Below are 15,670 nucleotides of genomic sequence, written 5' to 3'. Positions count from 1 at the left end.
GGGAATAGGCCGTGAAGGTTCGAAATACGGAATCGATCATTATACTGAAATGAAGTATATTTGCCTGAGCGTGTAATTGTCCCTATATTCCGCGTGAGGGGAAGCGCGACGATCATGATCAAGAGTTAGGTGGTCGCGATTTGGTGAAGATGGCCTGTTGATCAGTGAGTTGCAATGGGTATCTTCGTCGTTGTCGCGGTGAGTCAATGAGGCCGGCTTTTAGATTGTCGCGGAGCGTCAATCAGATGAGAGATTTTTGTCGCGGGCCGTTGAACTCACTAAAAAAGCCGGCCTCCGTTTGAAGCGGGAGGCACGCTTTCATTTGCGCGACAACCTATGCTGACGTTTGCTTATCGCGGCGCGTCAATCAGCGAAGGCCGAGGCCAGCGCGCGGGCGTGCCATCGCTATTTTCCGTTAAACGGGGTTCTCGACGTTCATTTCGAAAATCGTCGCGTGATGAACCAGTCTGTCAATGGCGGCCAACGTCATGGCTTTGTCCCCAAGCAGCGCAGGATACCCTCATTCTTCGGCCTCTACCACGCTCGCACCTCATCGCCGAGTGGCGGGAGGACTTAATCCTGTTTCATAACACCCATCTGTCTATGCCGTTGAAGTGAATAGGTTTTGCTGATCTGGATGCGATCCCATGGGGTATTTTGGGTTTTGCCGCGCGCGATGAACAATGCGCTGAGCCGCCGGTTCGTCAAGCGTTGATCGGCTGAAGACCCATGGACCGTCCGGCAGAGGATGAACGCCTTCGATCTCGCCCGCCTCGGCGGCGAGCCTGAGGGTCTTCGGTGCAACCGCCGAGAAGGCGCGCCGCCTTGTTCAGGTTAAGCCACGGCTCTTTGCCGTCCGCCGCTGGCCGGAAGACAGGGATCTTATGATGCGACCTGTGCGCGGTGACCCGCTCGCGTGTCCATCGATTGCCGTGGCCGTTCACCAGTCCATTGCGGTTGAGGATGCCGGCAATCAGATCATCATTGGCGATGAGCACCAGTTGGCGGACGGCCGCGATGATATCGCCGGACATGCTGTTGCGCTGTCCACGGCGCCGCTTCGGCAGGCGCAGTTCAGTATGGACGCCGCCAACCCAATGGATCAGGAGAACGATCTCGGAGGCTTCGTCATCGATATCGGCGACCACCTCCCGGATGACGGTACGAACGATGCGCTTCTTGAGCCTTGCATCCGTCGTCGGCGCCGCCCACACAGCTTTGAGATCGGCGGCGAGCGCGGTGACGTGTATTGGCGACAGAAGTGATGGCTCCGATGTCGAGGCATCATGCGCGGCAATCCTGCTCTCGATCTCGCCGACACGCGTAAGCGCCCGGTTCCATCGCAACTCCAGTTCCGCCGCGACCAGCCGGTTCTGCGGATCGATGGCGTCGTATTGCCTGAACGCCCGATCGGCGCTGTAGCGTGCCGCCTCGCGATCACGCATCAGAGCATCGCGGACCTGATCGCGGCGACTGGCCGCTTGCGCTTCGGCCTCGACGGCCGCGGCTATCGCTCCCGGCTCGACAACCCGCAGAAGAGCTTCCTCGATGACGTCGTCGACGCGTAGTCCACCGAAGGCCATGCAACGCGGCTCGCCATTGTCAAGCAGACCACGCCAGCAGGAATAGCGCGGAATGTTGTGCTTGGTTCCCGTGTAGCGGACCGTCAGCTTGCGGCCGCAGCGCCGGCAGCGGACAAGGCCGGCGAGCAGAGCGTCGCCAGGCTTGGGCGCCCCGTGATGCCGGCTCGTGGGCACGTTGTCGCTCACCATCTTGCGGATCGCTTCCGCCCTTTCCCAGCCGACGTAGCCTTCGTGTGCACCCGGGATCAGCGCCAGCCATTCATCTCGCGCCTTACGTCGGCTGCGCGAGCGAATGGCTGTTGCATCATATCCCGACGCAGCACGAGTCTTACCATAGGCGTAGGCGCCGCCGTAGATCGGGTTCTCGATCATTCGGTGGATGGTCGCATAGCTTGGCCTGCGCCAGACCACATCGCCATTGTTGCGCTTGGCAGGCAAATTCAGCCCATGTTCGAGGAACCAGAGCAGGGCCTGGCGGGCACTGCCGAGTTCCGCCACCTTGTCAAACACAAGGGTGATGGCCTCCTGCATGCGACGATCGGGATCCTTCTCCAGCCGATCGCCGACCTTCACAAAGCCGACCGGGGCAGCGACGACGAGTTCACCGCGCCGGGCCTTCTCATAGCGGGCCGACAGGGAGCGCTGACGCAGAAGATCGAGCTCATACTCGTTGAGACTGCCCTTCAATCCCAGCAGCAGCCGGTCATTGCCCTGGCGCGGTGCGTAGACCGTCTCCTGGTCGATCAGCACGGTATCGACGACTCGGCACATCTCGATGAGCTGCTGCCAGTCGCGGCTGTTGCGGGCGAAGCGCGATACCTCCCGCGCCGCAACCGCCCCAACCTTGCCGAGACAGACTGCGGCGACCATCCGGTCGAAGCCCGCTCGCGCGACACCGCCAGCAGCAGAGCGGCCGAGATCGTCATCGACCGTCTCGATGCAAGACCAGCCGAGTGCCACCAGGCGATCGGGCATCGCATACTGCAGGGCGCGGCTCTCTCGATTGTGCAGAGCCTGATGGGCCGAGGACTGCCGCACATAAAGGATATCCTTGCGCTCCAGAGGGTGGGGCCGGATCTTCTCATGCATCATGGCGCGCGTCCTCCAGTGGAACGGTGCGATCGCCGTCGACGTGGTCGAGGATCAGGCGCACCATCAGCTTTGTCAGCGTCAGGCGCGTCTCTTCCGGCAGCGCCTGCCATGGTGGCATCTGCGCGGTCTGCGCGTCGTGCGGGTTGGAAACAGATCGAACTGATATGTCGTAGGCTGGCGCTGCATGGACCTCTCCCCGATTCGCGTCGTGAGGACCCGATGCTGCGCCCGAATCCTCCAATTGCGATGGGGTGTGGGAATTGGCCGTCGCGTCCTGCAGCAGTGTCACCAAGACGCCAAGCGTTCTGGGATCGACATGTGGGGCAGCGGCAATGCGCCACGCGGTGCAGACCGCGCGATCAAACATCCAGGCCGGAACTTCCAGCCACCGATCGGAGGCGTGGCCGGAGAGACTGCAGCGGAAAACCTCCCGGTCGGCCTTCTCGATCACCTCATAACGTGAACACAACGCCCGGCCCAAGGACGCCATGGATAAAGAAACTTGCGTTCCTCGGTCCTGTGGGCGTTCTTTCGTCGTGTTGTTCAACACCGCCAGGCCACATTCCTCGCTCGGCTTCCAGACCCCGGGCGGATCACGAACAATCTTCAACATGCGGGTCACATCGCAGATTTCCGTCAGTCTTCAGTTAACGTTAAGGTGCCGCGGCGAGATCAGCGATCGAGTGGCGCAACGATCACGCCAATCAGACGGCTCAGCCCTTTACTGTCCAATCTATCGAATGATAACGACATTGCCTCCATCTCGTCGGCCCGGTCCTTGCCGATCAAATCGGTGGTGAAATTGACGTATTTGGTGTGGAACTCTTCCGCGGTCATGGGATCGTCGCGATCGCCTTTCGGGGTGCGCGGCTCCGATATGATTTCTCGGCCGTCCTTGAGGTAGAGCGTTACATCAGCCCAGCGCTTGCCGACGCTGATGCGAGTGTAGTGCTCGGTTTCGACAAGCTCGGTGGCCTCGGAAATGCGCCGGATTTCTTCATCCTGCAGAATCTCCGGCAAGAGCTCCTGCGGCCCTATTTTGCCACGCACAATCATCGTCGCAACCGGAAAAGCGATCGAATAGCTCATTTCGTCCAGCGTCTTCGGGTTGTGACCGGCTAGCCGGACGGCATAATGGAACGTCTGAATGCGGACGCGCGTGACATCCTTACTGGAAAGGCTGTTGTCACGCATCAGGTCGCGCGCGGCATCGATCGATGGATGCGCCCAGCGACAGACAGGATAGGGCTTGTATGAGGTATCTTCAGCAACACGCCAAGCATCTCCGAGATCACGCCACCACGGCTCGGCGATGGCCCCCTCAGCCGTGATCGCCGGTGCGCCAGTGAAGCCGAGTTCGGCCAAATAGGCCGCCATGACGCCTGAGGGCGCACCCCAGCCGACGCCGTCACGCAGCATGGTGGGGAAATCGATGCAACGCATCATTTGGCTTCGAGGCCCGTGATATTCTGCAATGCCCGCTGCGTGGCGCGTCTGCTGCTGGCTGAGCCCCAGCAGTCGGGAGACACCCGCAGCTACGCCGACTGCCGTCCACGCTCCAGAAGTATGGTAGTCGGAGACGGTGCCGTGAAGCGTCAGGCCGGCGCGGTAGGCAACCTCATAGGCGACGGCCAGCGCAACCATGAATTCTCTGCCCGAGATTGCAGCGCCCGAGGCCCTGAGCGAATCGGCAACGGCGAGCAGCGCAGGAAACACCGCCGAGCCGGCGTGACCCTTGCAGGGGCTGTTGTTGTCGTGGCCATCGATAGAGTCGACGGTGAAGGCGCCGGCGAAGGCCGCCCCCGCGGGGCTGACTGGGCGCCCGTCGAAAATCATCCTGGCCGCGCCAACTTCAGGAGACGGGCGCCATAGGCGATCGGCGATCTTCCTGGTGATCGACGCGACCTCCGTGGTTGCGCCCACCACCGCTACGCCGAGCGTGTCTGCAAAACTGCGCCTGAGAATGGCACGGACCTCTTCGGGAATGGCGTCGTAGGTCAGAGTGCCGGTAAATTCGGAAAAGGTGGTCATGTTGATAACTCTCACAACTTTCATTCGACAGGCGCTGCCTGACGGTTCGCCGACAGTTCAAGGATCGTCGCGCAGCGGCTCGTGTGCGGAAATGCCTTAAGCGAGGAGCAGCCTTGGCGAGGCGCCTTGACCGAGTTTCTCCCTGAGCTGCGAAGAACCCGTCAACAGCCCGCGACATCGTCGCTACGCACCGCTCGCTTGGTCGAGAATTGCGTCAAGATCGGCGCAGATGGTGGTCGGTACTTTGGTTTCGTAAGCTGTAGGAATTGTCGTCTCCAGAGGGAGTGAACAACTCCACTCTGTCAAGGAGCAGGCGCTTTCACCCACCCCATGGGATCCGACTGTCGCCGCTGCGGCCCACAGCCTCATTCGTTCGTTCGGGGCAAAAAGCAGTCCTGATTGTAGAAACAAGCACATTAATTCCGGCGATCAATTCTTCATCCGAGACCGTCAGCGGCGGCATTAGCTTGATCACCTCGTCGGATGGCCCGCATAGCTCAACAATGAGTTTCTGCTGGTAGGCTTCCGCTTTCACCTGAGCAGCCAACTTGCTGTCGATGACGTCAAGCCCAAGCATCAGGCCTCTTCCTTTCACGAGGTAGCCGAAAGGGATGGCAAATTCAGACAAGATCTTGTTGGCAATCCTGCCCTTGCGAGCAGTTTCATGCTCAAAGTGTTCATCGCGCCAATACTCTCTAAGAGCAGCCGTAGCAGTGACGAACGCATGATTATTCCCGCGGAACGTTCCAGTGTGTTCACCAGGGCGCCAAAGGTCGACGCAGGGAGCCAGCAAGACAAGAGACATTGGAAGCCCGAACCCCGAAATTGACTTCGCCACCAGTACCATGTCGGGGCGAATATCGAAGGCCTCGAACGCGAAAAACGGTCCTGTGCGACCACAGCCTGTTTGAATTTCATCGACGATTAGGATCGCACCATGCTGTCGGGCAATCTGCTCGATGTTTTTGACCCAGCGGCGCGTCGGCACATTGAGCCCTCCTTCGCCCTGCACCACCTCGAGAATGATTGCTGCGGGTTTGTCTATTCCGCCGGATGGATCGCTCAGCAGCTTTCGAAGCGATTCGGCCGTATCGCAGCTTGGGCCTAGATAGCCATCGTACATCGCACGATGAACGCCGTGGAGCATGGAAGAGGATGCTCTTCGGTGGTAAGAATTTCCCGTGAGAGCTAGCGCACCGAGCGAACAGCCATGAAAAGCGTTTGTAAAGGCGATAATGTTGGTGCGACCGGTAACCTTGCGTGCGAGCTTGACCGCAGCCTCGACAGCATTGGCGCCAGTGGGGCCGGGGAACTGAATGCGATATTCGAGCGATCTTGGGCGCAAAATCAAGTCTTCGAATGTGTCGATAAACTCCTGTTTGGCGCTTGTTCGGAGGTCGAGCCCAAGAGCGATGCCGTCACTAGAGATATAGTCTTGTAGGGCAGACTGCATCACCGGGTCATTATGCCCATAGTTTAATGACCCGCAGCCGGCCAGAAAGTCGAGGTATTTGTCACCGGTCTGGGCAATTACATAACTGCCCTTCGCTTCGGCGAACTTTGCAGGGTAGGAGCGACAGTAGTTTCGCACTTCCGATTCAATGTCTTCCTTCATGCGATGTCTCCGTGGCGTGTTGTGAGGAATTCAATTCATGTATTACGAAACTTTAAACAAAATTAAGGCATATTTCTGGTTGCGATCGGTCCAATACTTGACATTCAGAAATTCGTAATCGAAAAAAAGGTCATTAAACTCATTTATCTGAACTTTTCTCATGATCTCAGTCCTAATCATCTCTCCTTCTTCTAGATGAAACGAGAATTTCAGTCTTTGGAGATTGATCGATTGAGCCCGCATAGCCTCCAAGTGGCTCTCCATGCGATGCAGCGATTTATTGTGAAATGCCACATGTCGAAAATGGAATAAATCAAAGTCTCCACTGAACCGCCAGTTCAAATGTTGTAGAACACATAGGTTGGTCAGAATAGCGGTCTGACTGTTGTAAGCCGCCTCCAGGATCTCCGTTTCTTTATCCAAATCTATCCCGACCAAAAAATAATCGCCAGGAGACAGGGCCGAGCGCGCCGATCGGAGAAGATTATCCAACTCGTCGTCGTGCATGTTCCCGATCGTGCTGCCCAGGCAAAATAAAAGCTTTGGACCAACCAGGCTCGTGATCTCTGCGAGCCCGGTTTGGTAAGTCCCGACCACCCCTAAGAAGTTCAAATCCGATGACACTGAGAGAATGTTTTCAGCCGCTCTCTCCAAAATCGAGCGATTGATGTCGACGGCGGCGTAAAAGGTCAGGCCATGCGTTTCCACGTAAGCATCAATCAACAGAGTTGTTTTCTCGGCGTTCCCGGATCCCAGCTCAATGAGAGAGACAGGACCTGTGATTCCGGCAATCGTCTTTGAGTACTCGGCGAGTATCTCCCGTTCAGTTCTGAATAAGTAATAGGTTTCCTCTTTACACAGTCTTTCAAACAACAGTGATCCTGTGTCGTCGTAATAGTAGATGGAGTTCACGCTACGCGGCGATTCCGAGAGGGACGCCACCAATAGGTCACCCCTGAATAAAGTTTCATCAGGAACATCGGCGCCGATAATTTCATATTTATTGCCTGTGGCCGCTGCAGGGCCGGTGTGGTTTCGCGCCATAGAGATAGCTCCACTAAATAACGGTGTAATGGCGATAAGGTTTATTGAGGTTACAATCAACGATATCGGTCGGAATCTCCCGCCGTTTCACGAAGAGGGAGATCAAAAGTCGTGCCAATTGCGCTGAGGGGAGCGTCTGAAGTTATTTTCAGTTCCCTTCAATGGTTTAACGGGCCTGCAGCAGGCAGCCAGGCCGAAACCATTGTGTCGCGGATTCGACAAACCCGACAGTAGGTGTCAGTTGCCCGGCGTGTTATCAAGAATGGTGATCGGATTTGCCAACGGCACTGACCTGACTGACATCGTAAAGTTATCGACAGGCCGGCACAGTGACGGCCAGCGAAGTTATCCCAAGAGTCTTGGGATTGACCGATGTGCTGCCATTCGCGCATTCCGATCGACGTGATGGTTTCGGGCGCGGAGATGAGTTTCTGCCAACCTCGCAAAGCGGCATTGATGATGGCCTGATAGCTACGAAGGCGCGGTTTGAGAGTCAGTTCTGGCGCAGGTAGGTTTTCCGATGGCCCTATTTATTTTTTTGGCGGTCGCAACGTCGTTAATTACCTTCGTCACTGTGCGGAACGCGGCGCGTCACCGCTTCAGCCATCAGACTTTGGGTGGCAAGGGACGGCGGCCAAGCGGTGATGCCGCTACGCCACAACGTCGGTGCGGCTATCGTCGCCTAGAACACGTCCTGTTTAATCCGGTTCATATCCTGCGGCTTTGAAGTAGTAGGCACATTCGGCTGGGGTGAAGAGGTCGACGACCACGCCGACCGCGTTCCACAGAGCCTTGATGGTTCTCTCGGCCTTTGCTCGCAGCAGCGCCTTGAGTTTGGCGAAGGCGTTCTCAATCGGAATGAAGTCGGGACTGTAGGGCGGCAGGTAGAGCAGGCTCGCGCCTGCGGCCTCGATCGCGTCGCGCACGCCTGAGGCCTTGTGAGCGGGCAGGTTGTCCATGACGACTACGTCGCCCTCCGACAATGTCGGGACCGGCACCTGCTCGACATAGGCCAGGAACACGTTGCCGTTCATCGCGCCGTCTTAGACGAAGGGCGCAGTCATGCCCGTCAGCCGCAGCGCTCTGGTGAAGGTCGTGGTCTTCCAGTGGCCATGCGGCACGCCGGCCCGGCAGCGCTCGCCGCGGCGCTCTTCCACGCAGGCGAGCCATCTTTGTGGAGAGAGGCCGGTCTCGTCGATGAACACGAGCTTCGTCGGATCGAGATCGAGCTGGCGTCGGACCACTCCCGGCGCCGCTTCAGGACGTCGGGGCGATCCTGCTCCAGTGCGTGCGCGGACTTTTTTGAATGTCCAGCCGTGGCCGCGAAGCCAGGCGCTCAAGGCACTGTGGCTGATCCGCACCGACTGCTCGGCGACGAGCCGCTCCACCATCTCGTTCAGCGTGATGTCCTTGCGCTCTCCGATCAGCCCGGCGATGAAGGCTTCATGCGCCTCGAGGCTGGAGGCGCGGCGGCGGCCCTGCGGGCGTGGCCCCAGTTCACCGATCTTCGCCCGCGCAATCCAGCGGATCGCGCTGGACACTCCCACGCCGAACCGCGCCGCCGCTTGCGCGCCGACATGCCCTCGTGCGAAGCCTTCAAGACCCGCAACCGAAGATCCACGCTCAATGCTCCCCCATCGTCCACCTCCATCGAGGGGATGTTTGAATCAGCACAAAACGCAGCCGTCACAGCATCGATCACAGACGCGCTCTAGACTCCAACTTGTCAAAGCGTTGCAACAGATTCTTTATACCAATTCTCAGAACTTTTGCGATCGCAGATCATTACCGATGGTACATTCAGCGCATAGGTCTGAGGTCAGCGCGGTTAAAAAGCTGATGCTGGTTACGCAAGCATGGCCGCACAGCAGCAACGTGGAGTCAACAGCAATGTTAGAAAGAGCGCTCATCCTGATTGAAGGCATAGGGGATACTAGTCCGCTGTACGTCCGAGCTGCCCGGCGTCTTGGCCTTCATCCAATTGTCTTGTCGGCTGGTCCAGCTAGGTACGACTCTCTTGCGGCGGAAGGAATTAGAGCAATCTGTGTCGATACAGATGATCTTGATGCGCTGATCGGCGAATGTTCTCGGCTACAGACCACCTATGACATTGCTGGCATCACGTGCGCCGGCGACCAGTTCTACGCGACAGTTGGTAAGCTCTGCCGGCATTTCGATCTACCGGGACCGAACCCCGAATCCATCGAACAATGTCGCGACAAATTCACTCAACGTCAGCTCCTCGCGGAGGCCGGCATTCCAATACCGGCTTATCGCCTGGCAGCGAATGCGACAGAAGTAGAAAGCGCTGCCGTGGAGATCGGCCTGCCAGTGGTTCTTAAGCCGGCCGTAGGCAGCGGCAGCAGCGGTGTCCGATTGTGCCGCAATGTCGTTGAGTTGGCCGAACACACGACCTATCTGTTGGGCGGGCAGCACATATGGCGGTCCCCCCCGAGGATACTGGTCGAAGAATTCGCACAAGGCCCAATTTATTGGGCCGACATAATGGGAGATCAGATCATTGGAATTGGCACCGGTGATTGCGGCCCTCTGCCGTATTTCGTCGCTCGTGAGTGCATCATTCCGGCCCCGCTGACTGATGACGAGCATGAGCGTATCGCCAATGTTTTGCTGAGCTGTTTGCGAGCTCTCGGCCTTGGCTGGGGGCCAACGGGCATTGAATTCCGGTGGACGAAGCGTGGCCCAGTCGTCATTGAAGTCAATCCGCGGCTTCATGGCACGCCCGCTCCCCAACTGATTCAGCTGGCTTACGGCATCGATCTCATCACCGAGCACATCAAGCTTGTCATCGGCGACGAATGGGATTTGCACAAAAGGCAATCGAATGCCGCGGCCGCTCGGTTCCTGGTTGCTGATCGCGATGGCATCCTCGATTGGATCCACGGCGACAATCGGGCAGCCGCAGTATCAGGTGTCGCCGAGATCAAATTCTATGTAGGACCTAAGACACCGATCGTCAGGCAAGGCGATTACCAAGACACGATTGGACATGTCATCGCTGCTTCACCGAGCCATGCTGAGACGGAGGCTGTACTGCAGCGTGCCGTCGACTTAATCGGTTGGTCGATCGAACCGTTTCCGTCGTCTACCGAAACGGAACAATCTGCGGATCCTTAGCAGACGATGTTGCCAGCCGGAGTCGCGAGGAGACTAGCCTGGAAAATTCAGTGCGCCCCGATGGCGTGGCCGCCTTGGGCGGTTGAGCAATCCGATGGGCCGTGACGTGAGTGAAGCCTGAGCAGGCCTCGAAAGTGATAATGTGGATGCCGACCCCAGCTGAATTTCGGGGAAGGCCGCTTGAACAAGGAAGCAATCGACATGTGCACCCGTTCGATCCGCCGGGTTAGGGCACTGCACGTCGGAAGGGTGATACGGGTAAAAGGGGAGACCCGCTCGGCATGAGGGTAGCGGCCTCAACGGAGCCGTCTGAGCGGTGGTGCCGGTGGGAGTCGGACAGGGTCATAATACCGCTGAAGCCGTGTAATGCCGGTGGAGGGAATCCGCGTGGACGCCAGCCGTGACGATGCCAACCCATTGGAGCTTCGGCCAACTGGCGAGCTGGTCGCCGCCCGCCTAATTAAGAGAGCCTGAGAGCGCTGGCGGAGCGATCCGGGATCAACCAGAAGACGTCCCAACTGGGGAAGACGCGAACCTCGGCGGCCGATCTGCCGATAGGGCCAAAGAGCCCGACATCGACAGTATCCTTACGCAAGAAGGAGGCCCTCATCGGTCCCATTCCCGCCAAGGTCGAGAACTTGTGCTCCCGCCACGATCTGCGGGAAGAGCGCCCAGATCCGCCGCCGCGCTCAGTTGCGACGGATCTAGGTGCCGGTGCCGGGGAGCGCGCCGACGCTGCCGACAGAGGCGGCAGGCATCGCCTGTGCGCAAGGCGGTCAGCACGGTGTGGGTGTCCCACGCGCGCCAGCTGACGACACCCCAGTTCGATCTGTTCTCCATCAGCCCGCCACGAAGACGACTCCGGTGACGCGTGGCAGGCGGCTCCCGGAAGAAACGCGCCGGCGGCTGCGCGCCCATCGGATTCTGCACAATCGCGAGAGCAGTATGCTTCAACATGCAATGCACGACCACCTGACGGCGCTCGGCTGGTCCCCCATGGAGACGATCAATGACGGTCTCGGTGACTCTGCCGCTGGCGGCACCGCACGCGCCGGTTTCGACCGGATGGTCGCCGAGCTCTGCCTTGGCAAGGTGAGTGCGGTTTGCGGCACAGGAAGAGATCTCGCGCTTTGCCCGCAACAACCGCGACCGGCAGCAACTCATCTAGATGTGCCAGGTCGACACCGTGCTAATCGATCAGGAGACAGTCTATGAGCTACGCCAGGGCAATGACCGATTGCTGCCGGAATTGAGGGGAGCCTCAAACGAGTATGAGCTCGACCTTCTGCTCCCGCGCTCACTCTCGGCGCTACGATGAGGCTCCTCGCGCTCGTCGTTGCAACCCCGTCGGGTTTCGCGAAGGTCGGTGACCGGTTTGAGAAGGATCCTGATCGCCGCGTGCAGGAGGCCGTCAACTTGATGTTTGACAAGGTCGCGGTACTTGGCAGCGCCCGGCAGGCGCTGATGTGCTTCCTCGAGCACGGACTGGACTGCTCGCCAAGCGCAACAACTGCGACGTCGTCTGGAGAGGCCGAACTATGCGACCATCCACCGAATGAACCAGAACCCGATCTTCGGCGGCGCCTATGGTAAGTCTGGCGTCGCCGCGGGATTCATGGTCGAGAAAATACAACAGGGGCAGAAGATGGCTGAAGCAGGAAAAGAGTATCCCGAGAAGCTCGCGAGTGGTGAGCCATGCGCCTGGGCGATTGCTGAGGAGAGTCGGCTATGAATGATCAGTTGCTTTACCTGAGCGGGGCTGAAATCGCGGCCCTTAGGCCCAACCCAGCCGATCTACGCCTGAGCCTCGCGCGAGCGTTCCGTTTGCACGCGCAACACCGAGTTCAAGTGCGTCCGAAACAGACCCTCGCAATCGCTCCTGGACATTTCTTTCAAGCGCTGTGTGCAGCCTCGCCCGAGCCTCCTTATGCTGCAGCCAAATGGGTCGGCATCGCAGCTGAAAATTCCGGACGAGGGCTGTCGAACGTTAACGGTCTTATTATCCTCAGTGATTTTAATACTGGACAACCTCTGGCTATCATGGATGGCAACAGCCTCACAGTTTTACGCACCGCCGCCATGTCGGCACTTGCGGCGGAATATCTTGCACGCCCGGACAGTGCATCCATCGGCTTTGTAGGCTGCGGCCAACAGGCGCTTGGGCATCTTGATGCAATGTACGATCTTTTCCCCAGATTGGCCGAAGCAGTTTGCTTCGATCGTACCGTGACCTCAGCCCGCCGGTTAGCTGTCATCGCACGAGAGAAGGGTCTGCAAAGCCGCGAAACCACGATGGCAGATGACGCGCTCGCCTGTGACATCGTCATAACGACCGTGCCCGGGACGGCTACGCTCACACCCTTCCTCGATGCGACCCTACTGCGTCCAGGCAGCTTCGTCAGCGCGGTCGACCTCGGTCGGTCATGGCGCGTCGAAACTTTCAACGTATTCGATCTTCGGGTCGTGGACGATCGCGCCCAGGCGGAGGATCCAGAAAACCAATCCAAGCTCGCCTATCCCGGCCCCTTTGATTCGGATTTGGCAATGCTGGCGAGCGGAGTTGAGCGAGGCCGTTCTTCGGATTCAAGGCAGCGCACACTCTTTCTATTTCCGGGCTTTGCCCTTGCCGACCTTGCAGTCGCCAGCGCGTTGTTCGAGATAGCTATTCGAACCGGTCGAGGCGTCGGGCTGCAGCGTTAGGGCATTTGAGTCGCCGACGAAGAGAGTTCAACCCAAAGCCGGCCATAAGGCGCATCTCGGGCTGGGCTTTCGCGCGCTCCAGGACCATGTGCGCGAATTGCCGCACCTGCTGGCAAAAAGAAGCGGCGGCGGGCTCAAGAAAGAGATGTTTCCGGTGGCCAAAGGATGTTTGGCGATGAACGTAGTATGCGAGACGATTGCGTCACCTCGTTCCAACATCGCGGGGCGTTCGAAGGGCCGTGGATCAGGCGGAATTGGCCGCCATCCCGAGCCCGTGGCGAAACTGGTCCCCGGGATCAATCATTGAGATGCTGCCGNTGGCCGCCATCCCGAGCCCGTGGCGAAACTGGTCCCCGGGATCAATCATTGAGATGCTGCCGACCTATGGCTACCGCCGCGTGCACGCCGTGCTGCGCAGGAAGGCCGCGCCACATGCTCGTCGGCATCCAACCACAAGTAAGGTCGTGCGCGACCTCATCATCGAAAGCCGCTTGGGCTAGGTCGTCAACCGGCTGCCCCGGCACGATCGAGTGCTGAGCGACAACTGTCTGATCCGGCTACATCGCCAACGAGACCAGACCCGCGACATTGGACTGGGGCAGTGCAGAGCTGGCCGCGACCTTCGTCAGGACGATAAAGCGAGACTATGTCCCGTCTCATCGCCGCCGGGCGCCCGCTGGCAGCCAAAACATTGCAACGGATCGTTCAAATAACTTTACAGATTCTTTTGCAACCGCGGACCGCTGACGATGCTAGGTTCACCGCAAGGTCTGAAGGCAGGCGTGAATATGAGCCAATGCCGATTTTACGTTCGGACCGCCGCACAGCACGCAACGGAGATCATCGCCAATGGCAAGAAGAGCGCTCATCCTGGTTGAAGGCACAAGGAGCAATGGTGTGCTATACGTGAAAGCTGCCCAGCGTCTTGGTCTTCATCCAATTACCCTGTCGGTTGATCCAGCTCAGTACGACTATCTTGCGGCGGAAGGAAGTGAGGCAATCCGTGTCGATACAGGCAATCTCGATGCGCTGATCGGCGAATGTTCTCGGCTGCGTGCTACCAATGACATTGCTGGCATTACTGGCCTCGCGGGCGACGACGAGTCGGTCTCTACGACGGTTGGCAAGCTCTGCCGGCACTTCGATCTACCGGGACCGGACCCCGCATCGATTGAAGGATGCTGCGATAAATTCACTCAACGTCAGCTTCTCGCCGAGGCTGGCGTTCCAATACCTGCTTATCGCGTGGCAGTGAATGCGACGGAGGTAGAAAGCTTTGCCGCTGAGATCGGCCTGCCGGTGGTTGTTAAGCCAGCCGTGGGCAGCGGCAGCATCGGTGTCCGATTGTGCCGCGATGTCGATGAATTAGCCGAACATACGACCTATTTGTTGGGCGGGAAGCACATATGGCGTTCCTCGCCGAGGGTACTGGTCGAGGAATTCGCACAAGGTCCACAGTATTGCGCTGCAATAATGGGAAATGAGGTCGTTTGTATTTCAGCCCTTGATTTCGGCCCCCCACCGCATTTTGTCTATCTTGGCGGGACCTATCCAGCCCCGCTGACTGAAGACGAGCATGGGCGTATTGCCGATGTGTCGCTGAGCTGTTTGCGAGCTCTCGGGCTTGGCTGGGGGCCAACGAATGTAGAACTGCGGTGGACCAAGCGTGGCCCAGTCGTCATTGAGGTCAATCCGCGTCTTGGTGGCAGTGTTCAAACGATTGAGGCGGCTTACGGTATCGATCTGGTCACCGAACACATCAAGCTCGTGATCGGCGAGGAATGGAATTTGCACAAGAGGCATTCGCATATTGCGACCGCCCGGCTCCTGATTCCTGATCGCGATGGTATCCTAGATTGGGTCGATGGCGATAGTCGAGCGGCTGCCATACCAGGTGTCGTCGAAGCGAAATTGTATATCAAACCCAAGACGCCGATCGTCAGGAAAGGCGATTACCGAGACTACATCGGATATGTCCTCGCCGCTTCACCCAGCCGCGCTCGGACAAAGGCAATAGTTCAGCGTGCCGTTGACTCAATTCATTGGTCAATCACACCATTTCCGATCGAACATGAACAATCAGCGGCCTCTCATGTCTCCGCACCTGCGCAGGTGCCCTCGGGTGAAGGGTGATCATCGCCGAACATTGGGGCAATTGAGAGCACGAGAGAGACGGGGGTTCTGACAGGATCGTCAGCAAGGAAAACATCAGCCGCATGTCCGCAACCGTCGACGATTGTCTCATGGCGCGCGGCTATATTCTGCGGCGCTTTGCAGCTACGGTTTCCCAATGCGCTGCCGGAACTGAAGAAGCCAATCCCGGCGTAGTCGCCGCACTCATCGAGTTCATGCAAAGATGCTCCAACGTTTCGAAAAGCCATAGGCTGCCGCTCGCCCGTTGCTCTTGCTTTATCAAGCACCTGGAAAGCCCAATAATGCGCGTTTTCCTCGTAGTATCTCGCATCGC

At 58.4% G+C, this 15,670-nt stretch carries 10 protein-coding genes and 2 pseudogenes; 4 read left to right on the top strand and 8 right to left on the bottom strand.

Annotated features, from left to right (window positions below; translation table 11 throughout):
• Nucleotides 1-363: 363 nt before the first annotated feature.
• From CIT31_RS35700 to CIT31_RS09695, 7 genes and pseudogenes are all read right to left on the bottom strand, one after another.
• Nucleotides 364-499 (bottom strand): annotated as a pseudogene (locus tag CIT31_RS35700) (IS21-like element ISRm9 family helper ATPase IstB); the annotation flags it as partial.
• A 205-nt stretch (nucleotides 500-704) separates the two neighbouring features.
• The gene (locus CIT31_RS09720) at nucleotides 705-2,675 is read right to left on the bottom strand and encodes a recombinase family protein (protein WP_095518436.1); all 1,971 of its coding nucleotides are present in this window, start codon (nucleotides 2,673-2,675) and stop codon (nucleotides 705-707) included.
• Nucleotides 2,665-3,297 carry a hypothetical protein gene (locus tag CIT31_RS35015; protein WP_236379074.1) on the bottom strand — a complete coding sequence of 211 codons (633 nt, stop codon included), beginning with the start codon at nucleotides 3,295-3,297 and terminating at the stop codon, nucleotides 2,665-2,667. The genes CIT31_RS09720 and CIT31_RS35015 overlap by 11 nt, the downstream gene beginning before the upstream one ends.
• Before the next feature lie 50 nt (nucleotides 3,298-3,347).
• On the bottom strand, nucleotides 3,348-4,706 hold the full coding sequence (locus tag CIT31_RS09710) for an MmgE/PrpD family protein (protein WP_095518438.1): 1,359 nt from the start codon (nucleotides 4,704-4,706) through the stop codon (nucleotides 3,348-3,350).
• Nucleotides 4,707-5,025: 319 nt separating this feature from the next.
• Complete coding sequence (gene ectB / locus CIT31_RS09705) at nucleotides 5,026-6,321, bottom strand: diaminobutyrate--2-oxoglutarate transaminase (protein ID WP_095518435.1); 1,296 nt, start codon at nucleotides 6,319-6,321, stop codon at nucleotides 5,026-5,028.
• Nucleotides 6,322-6,363: 42 nt separating this feature from the next.
• Nucleotides 6,364-7,365 carry an L-histidine N(alpha)-methyltransferase gene (locus CIT31_RS09700; RefSeq protein ID WP_095518434.1) on the bottom strand — a complete coding sequence of 334 codons (1,002 nt, stop codon included), beginning with the start codon at nucleotides 7,363-7,365 and terminating at the stop codon, nucleotides 6,364-6,366.
• A gap of 698 nt (nucleotides 7,366-8,063) precedes the next feature.
• Nucleotides 8,064-9,016: pseudogene (locus CIT31_RS09695) on the bottom strand (IS630 family transposase).
• A gap of 239 nt (nucleotides 9,017-9,255) precedes the next feature.
• Here CIT31_RS09695 and CIT31_RS09690 point away from each other — a divergent pair.
• The 4 genes from CIT31_RS09690 to CIT31_RS09675 all read left to right on the top strand — a co-directional run bounded on the left by CIT31_RS09690 (nucleotide 9,256) and on the right by CIT31_RS09675 (nucleotide 15,336).
• On the top strand, nucleotides 9,256-10,503 hold the full coding sequence (locus CIT31_RS09690; protein ID WP_095518437.1) for an ATP-grasp domain-containing protein: 1,248 nt from the start codon (nucleotides 9,256-9,258) through the stop codon (nucleotides 10,501-10,503).
• A 1,555-nt stretch (nucleotides 10,504-12,058) separates the two neighbouring features.
• Nucleotides 12,059-12,235: a hypothetical protein gene (locus CIT31_RS34625; RefSeq protein WP_189367578.1), complete on the top strand. Its 177-nt coding sequence runs from the start codon at nucleotides 12,059-12,061 to the stop codon at nucleotides 12,233-12,235.
• Entirely contained in the window at nucleotides 12,232-13,203 is a 972-nt protein-coding gene (locus CIT31_RS09680) for an ornithine cyclodeaminase family protein (RefSeq protein ID WP_095518433.1), read from the top strand. The genes CIT31_RS34625 and CIT31_RS09680 overlap by 4 nt, the downstream gene beginning before the upstream one ends.
• An 849-nt stretch (nucleotides 13,204-14,052) precedes the next feature.
• The gene (locus CIT31_RS09675; protein ID WP_095518432.1) at nucleotides 14,053-15,336 is read left to right on the top strand and encodes an ATP-grasp domain-containing protein; all 1,284 of its coding nucleotides are present in this window, start codon (nucleotides 14,053-14,055) and stop codon (nucleotides 15,334-15,336) included.
• Here the strand turns inward: CIT31_RS09675 and CIT31_RS34620 are convergent.
• The coding region (locus CIT31_RS34620; RefSeq protein ID WP_206073350.1) for a hypothetical protein at nucleotides 15,294-15,670 on the bottom strand (377 nt) is incomplete at its 5' end. The two genes, CIT31_RS09675 and CIT31_RS34620, sit on opposite strands and share 43 nt — an antisense overlap.

The sequence above is a fragment of the Mesorhizobium wenxiniae genome (assembly GCF_002284535.1).
Lineage (GTDB): Bacteria > Pseudomonadota > Alphaproteobacteria > Rhizobiales > Rhizobiaceae > Mesorhizobium > Mesorhizobium wenxiniae.
Note: the sequence above shows the minus strand (reverse complement) of the source record. Positions and strands in the feature narration are given on the sequence as shown.

What these genes read in the sequence shown, in the direction of transcription:
- CIT31_RS09720 (WP_095518436.1), bottom strand. Translation starts at nt 2,675, where the DNA reads ATGATGCATGAGAAGATCCGGCCCCACCCTCTGGAGCGCAAGGATATC.
- CIT31_RS09710 (WP_095518438.1), bottom strand. Translation starts at nt 4,706, where the DNA reads ATGACCACCTTTTCCGAATTTACCGGCACTCTGACCTACGACGCCATT.
- ectB (WP_095518435.1), bottom strand. Translation starts at nt 6,321, where the DNA reads ATGAAGGAAGACATTGAATCGGAAGTGCGAAACTACTGTCGCTCCTAC.
- CIT31_RS09700 (WP_095518434.1), bottom strand. Translation starts at nt 7,365, where the DNA reads ATGGCGCGAAACCACACCGGCCCTGCAGCGGCCACAGGCAATAAATAT.
- CIT31_RS09690 (WP_095518437.1), top strand. Translation starts at nt 9,256, where the DNA reads ATGTTAGAAAGAGCGCTCATCCTGATTGAAGGCATAGGGGATACTAGT.
- CIT31_RS34625 (WP_189367578.1), top strand. Translation starts at nt 12,059, where the DNA reads ATGAACCAGAACCCGATCTTCGGCGGCGCCTATGGTAAGTCTGGCGTC.
- CIT31_RS09680 (WP_095518433.1), top strand. Translation starts at nt 12,232, where the DNA reads ATGAATGATCAGTTGCTTTACCTGAGCGGGGCTGAAATCGCGGCCCTT.
- CIT31_RS09675 (WP_095518432.1), top strand. Translation starts at nt 14,053, where the DNA reads ATGGCAAGAAGAGCGCTCATCCTGGTTGAAGGCACAAGGAGCAATGGT.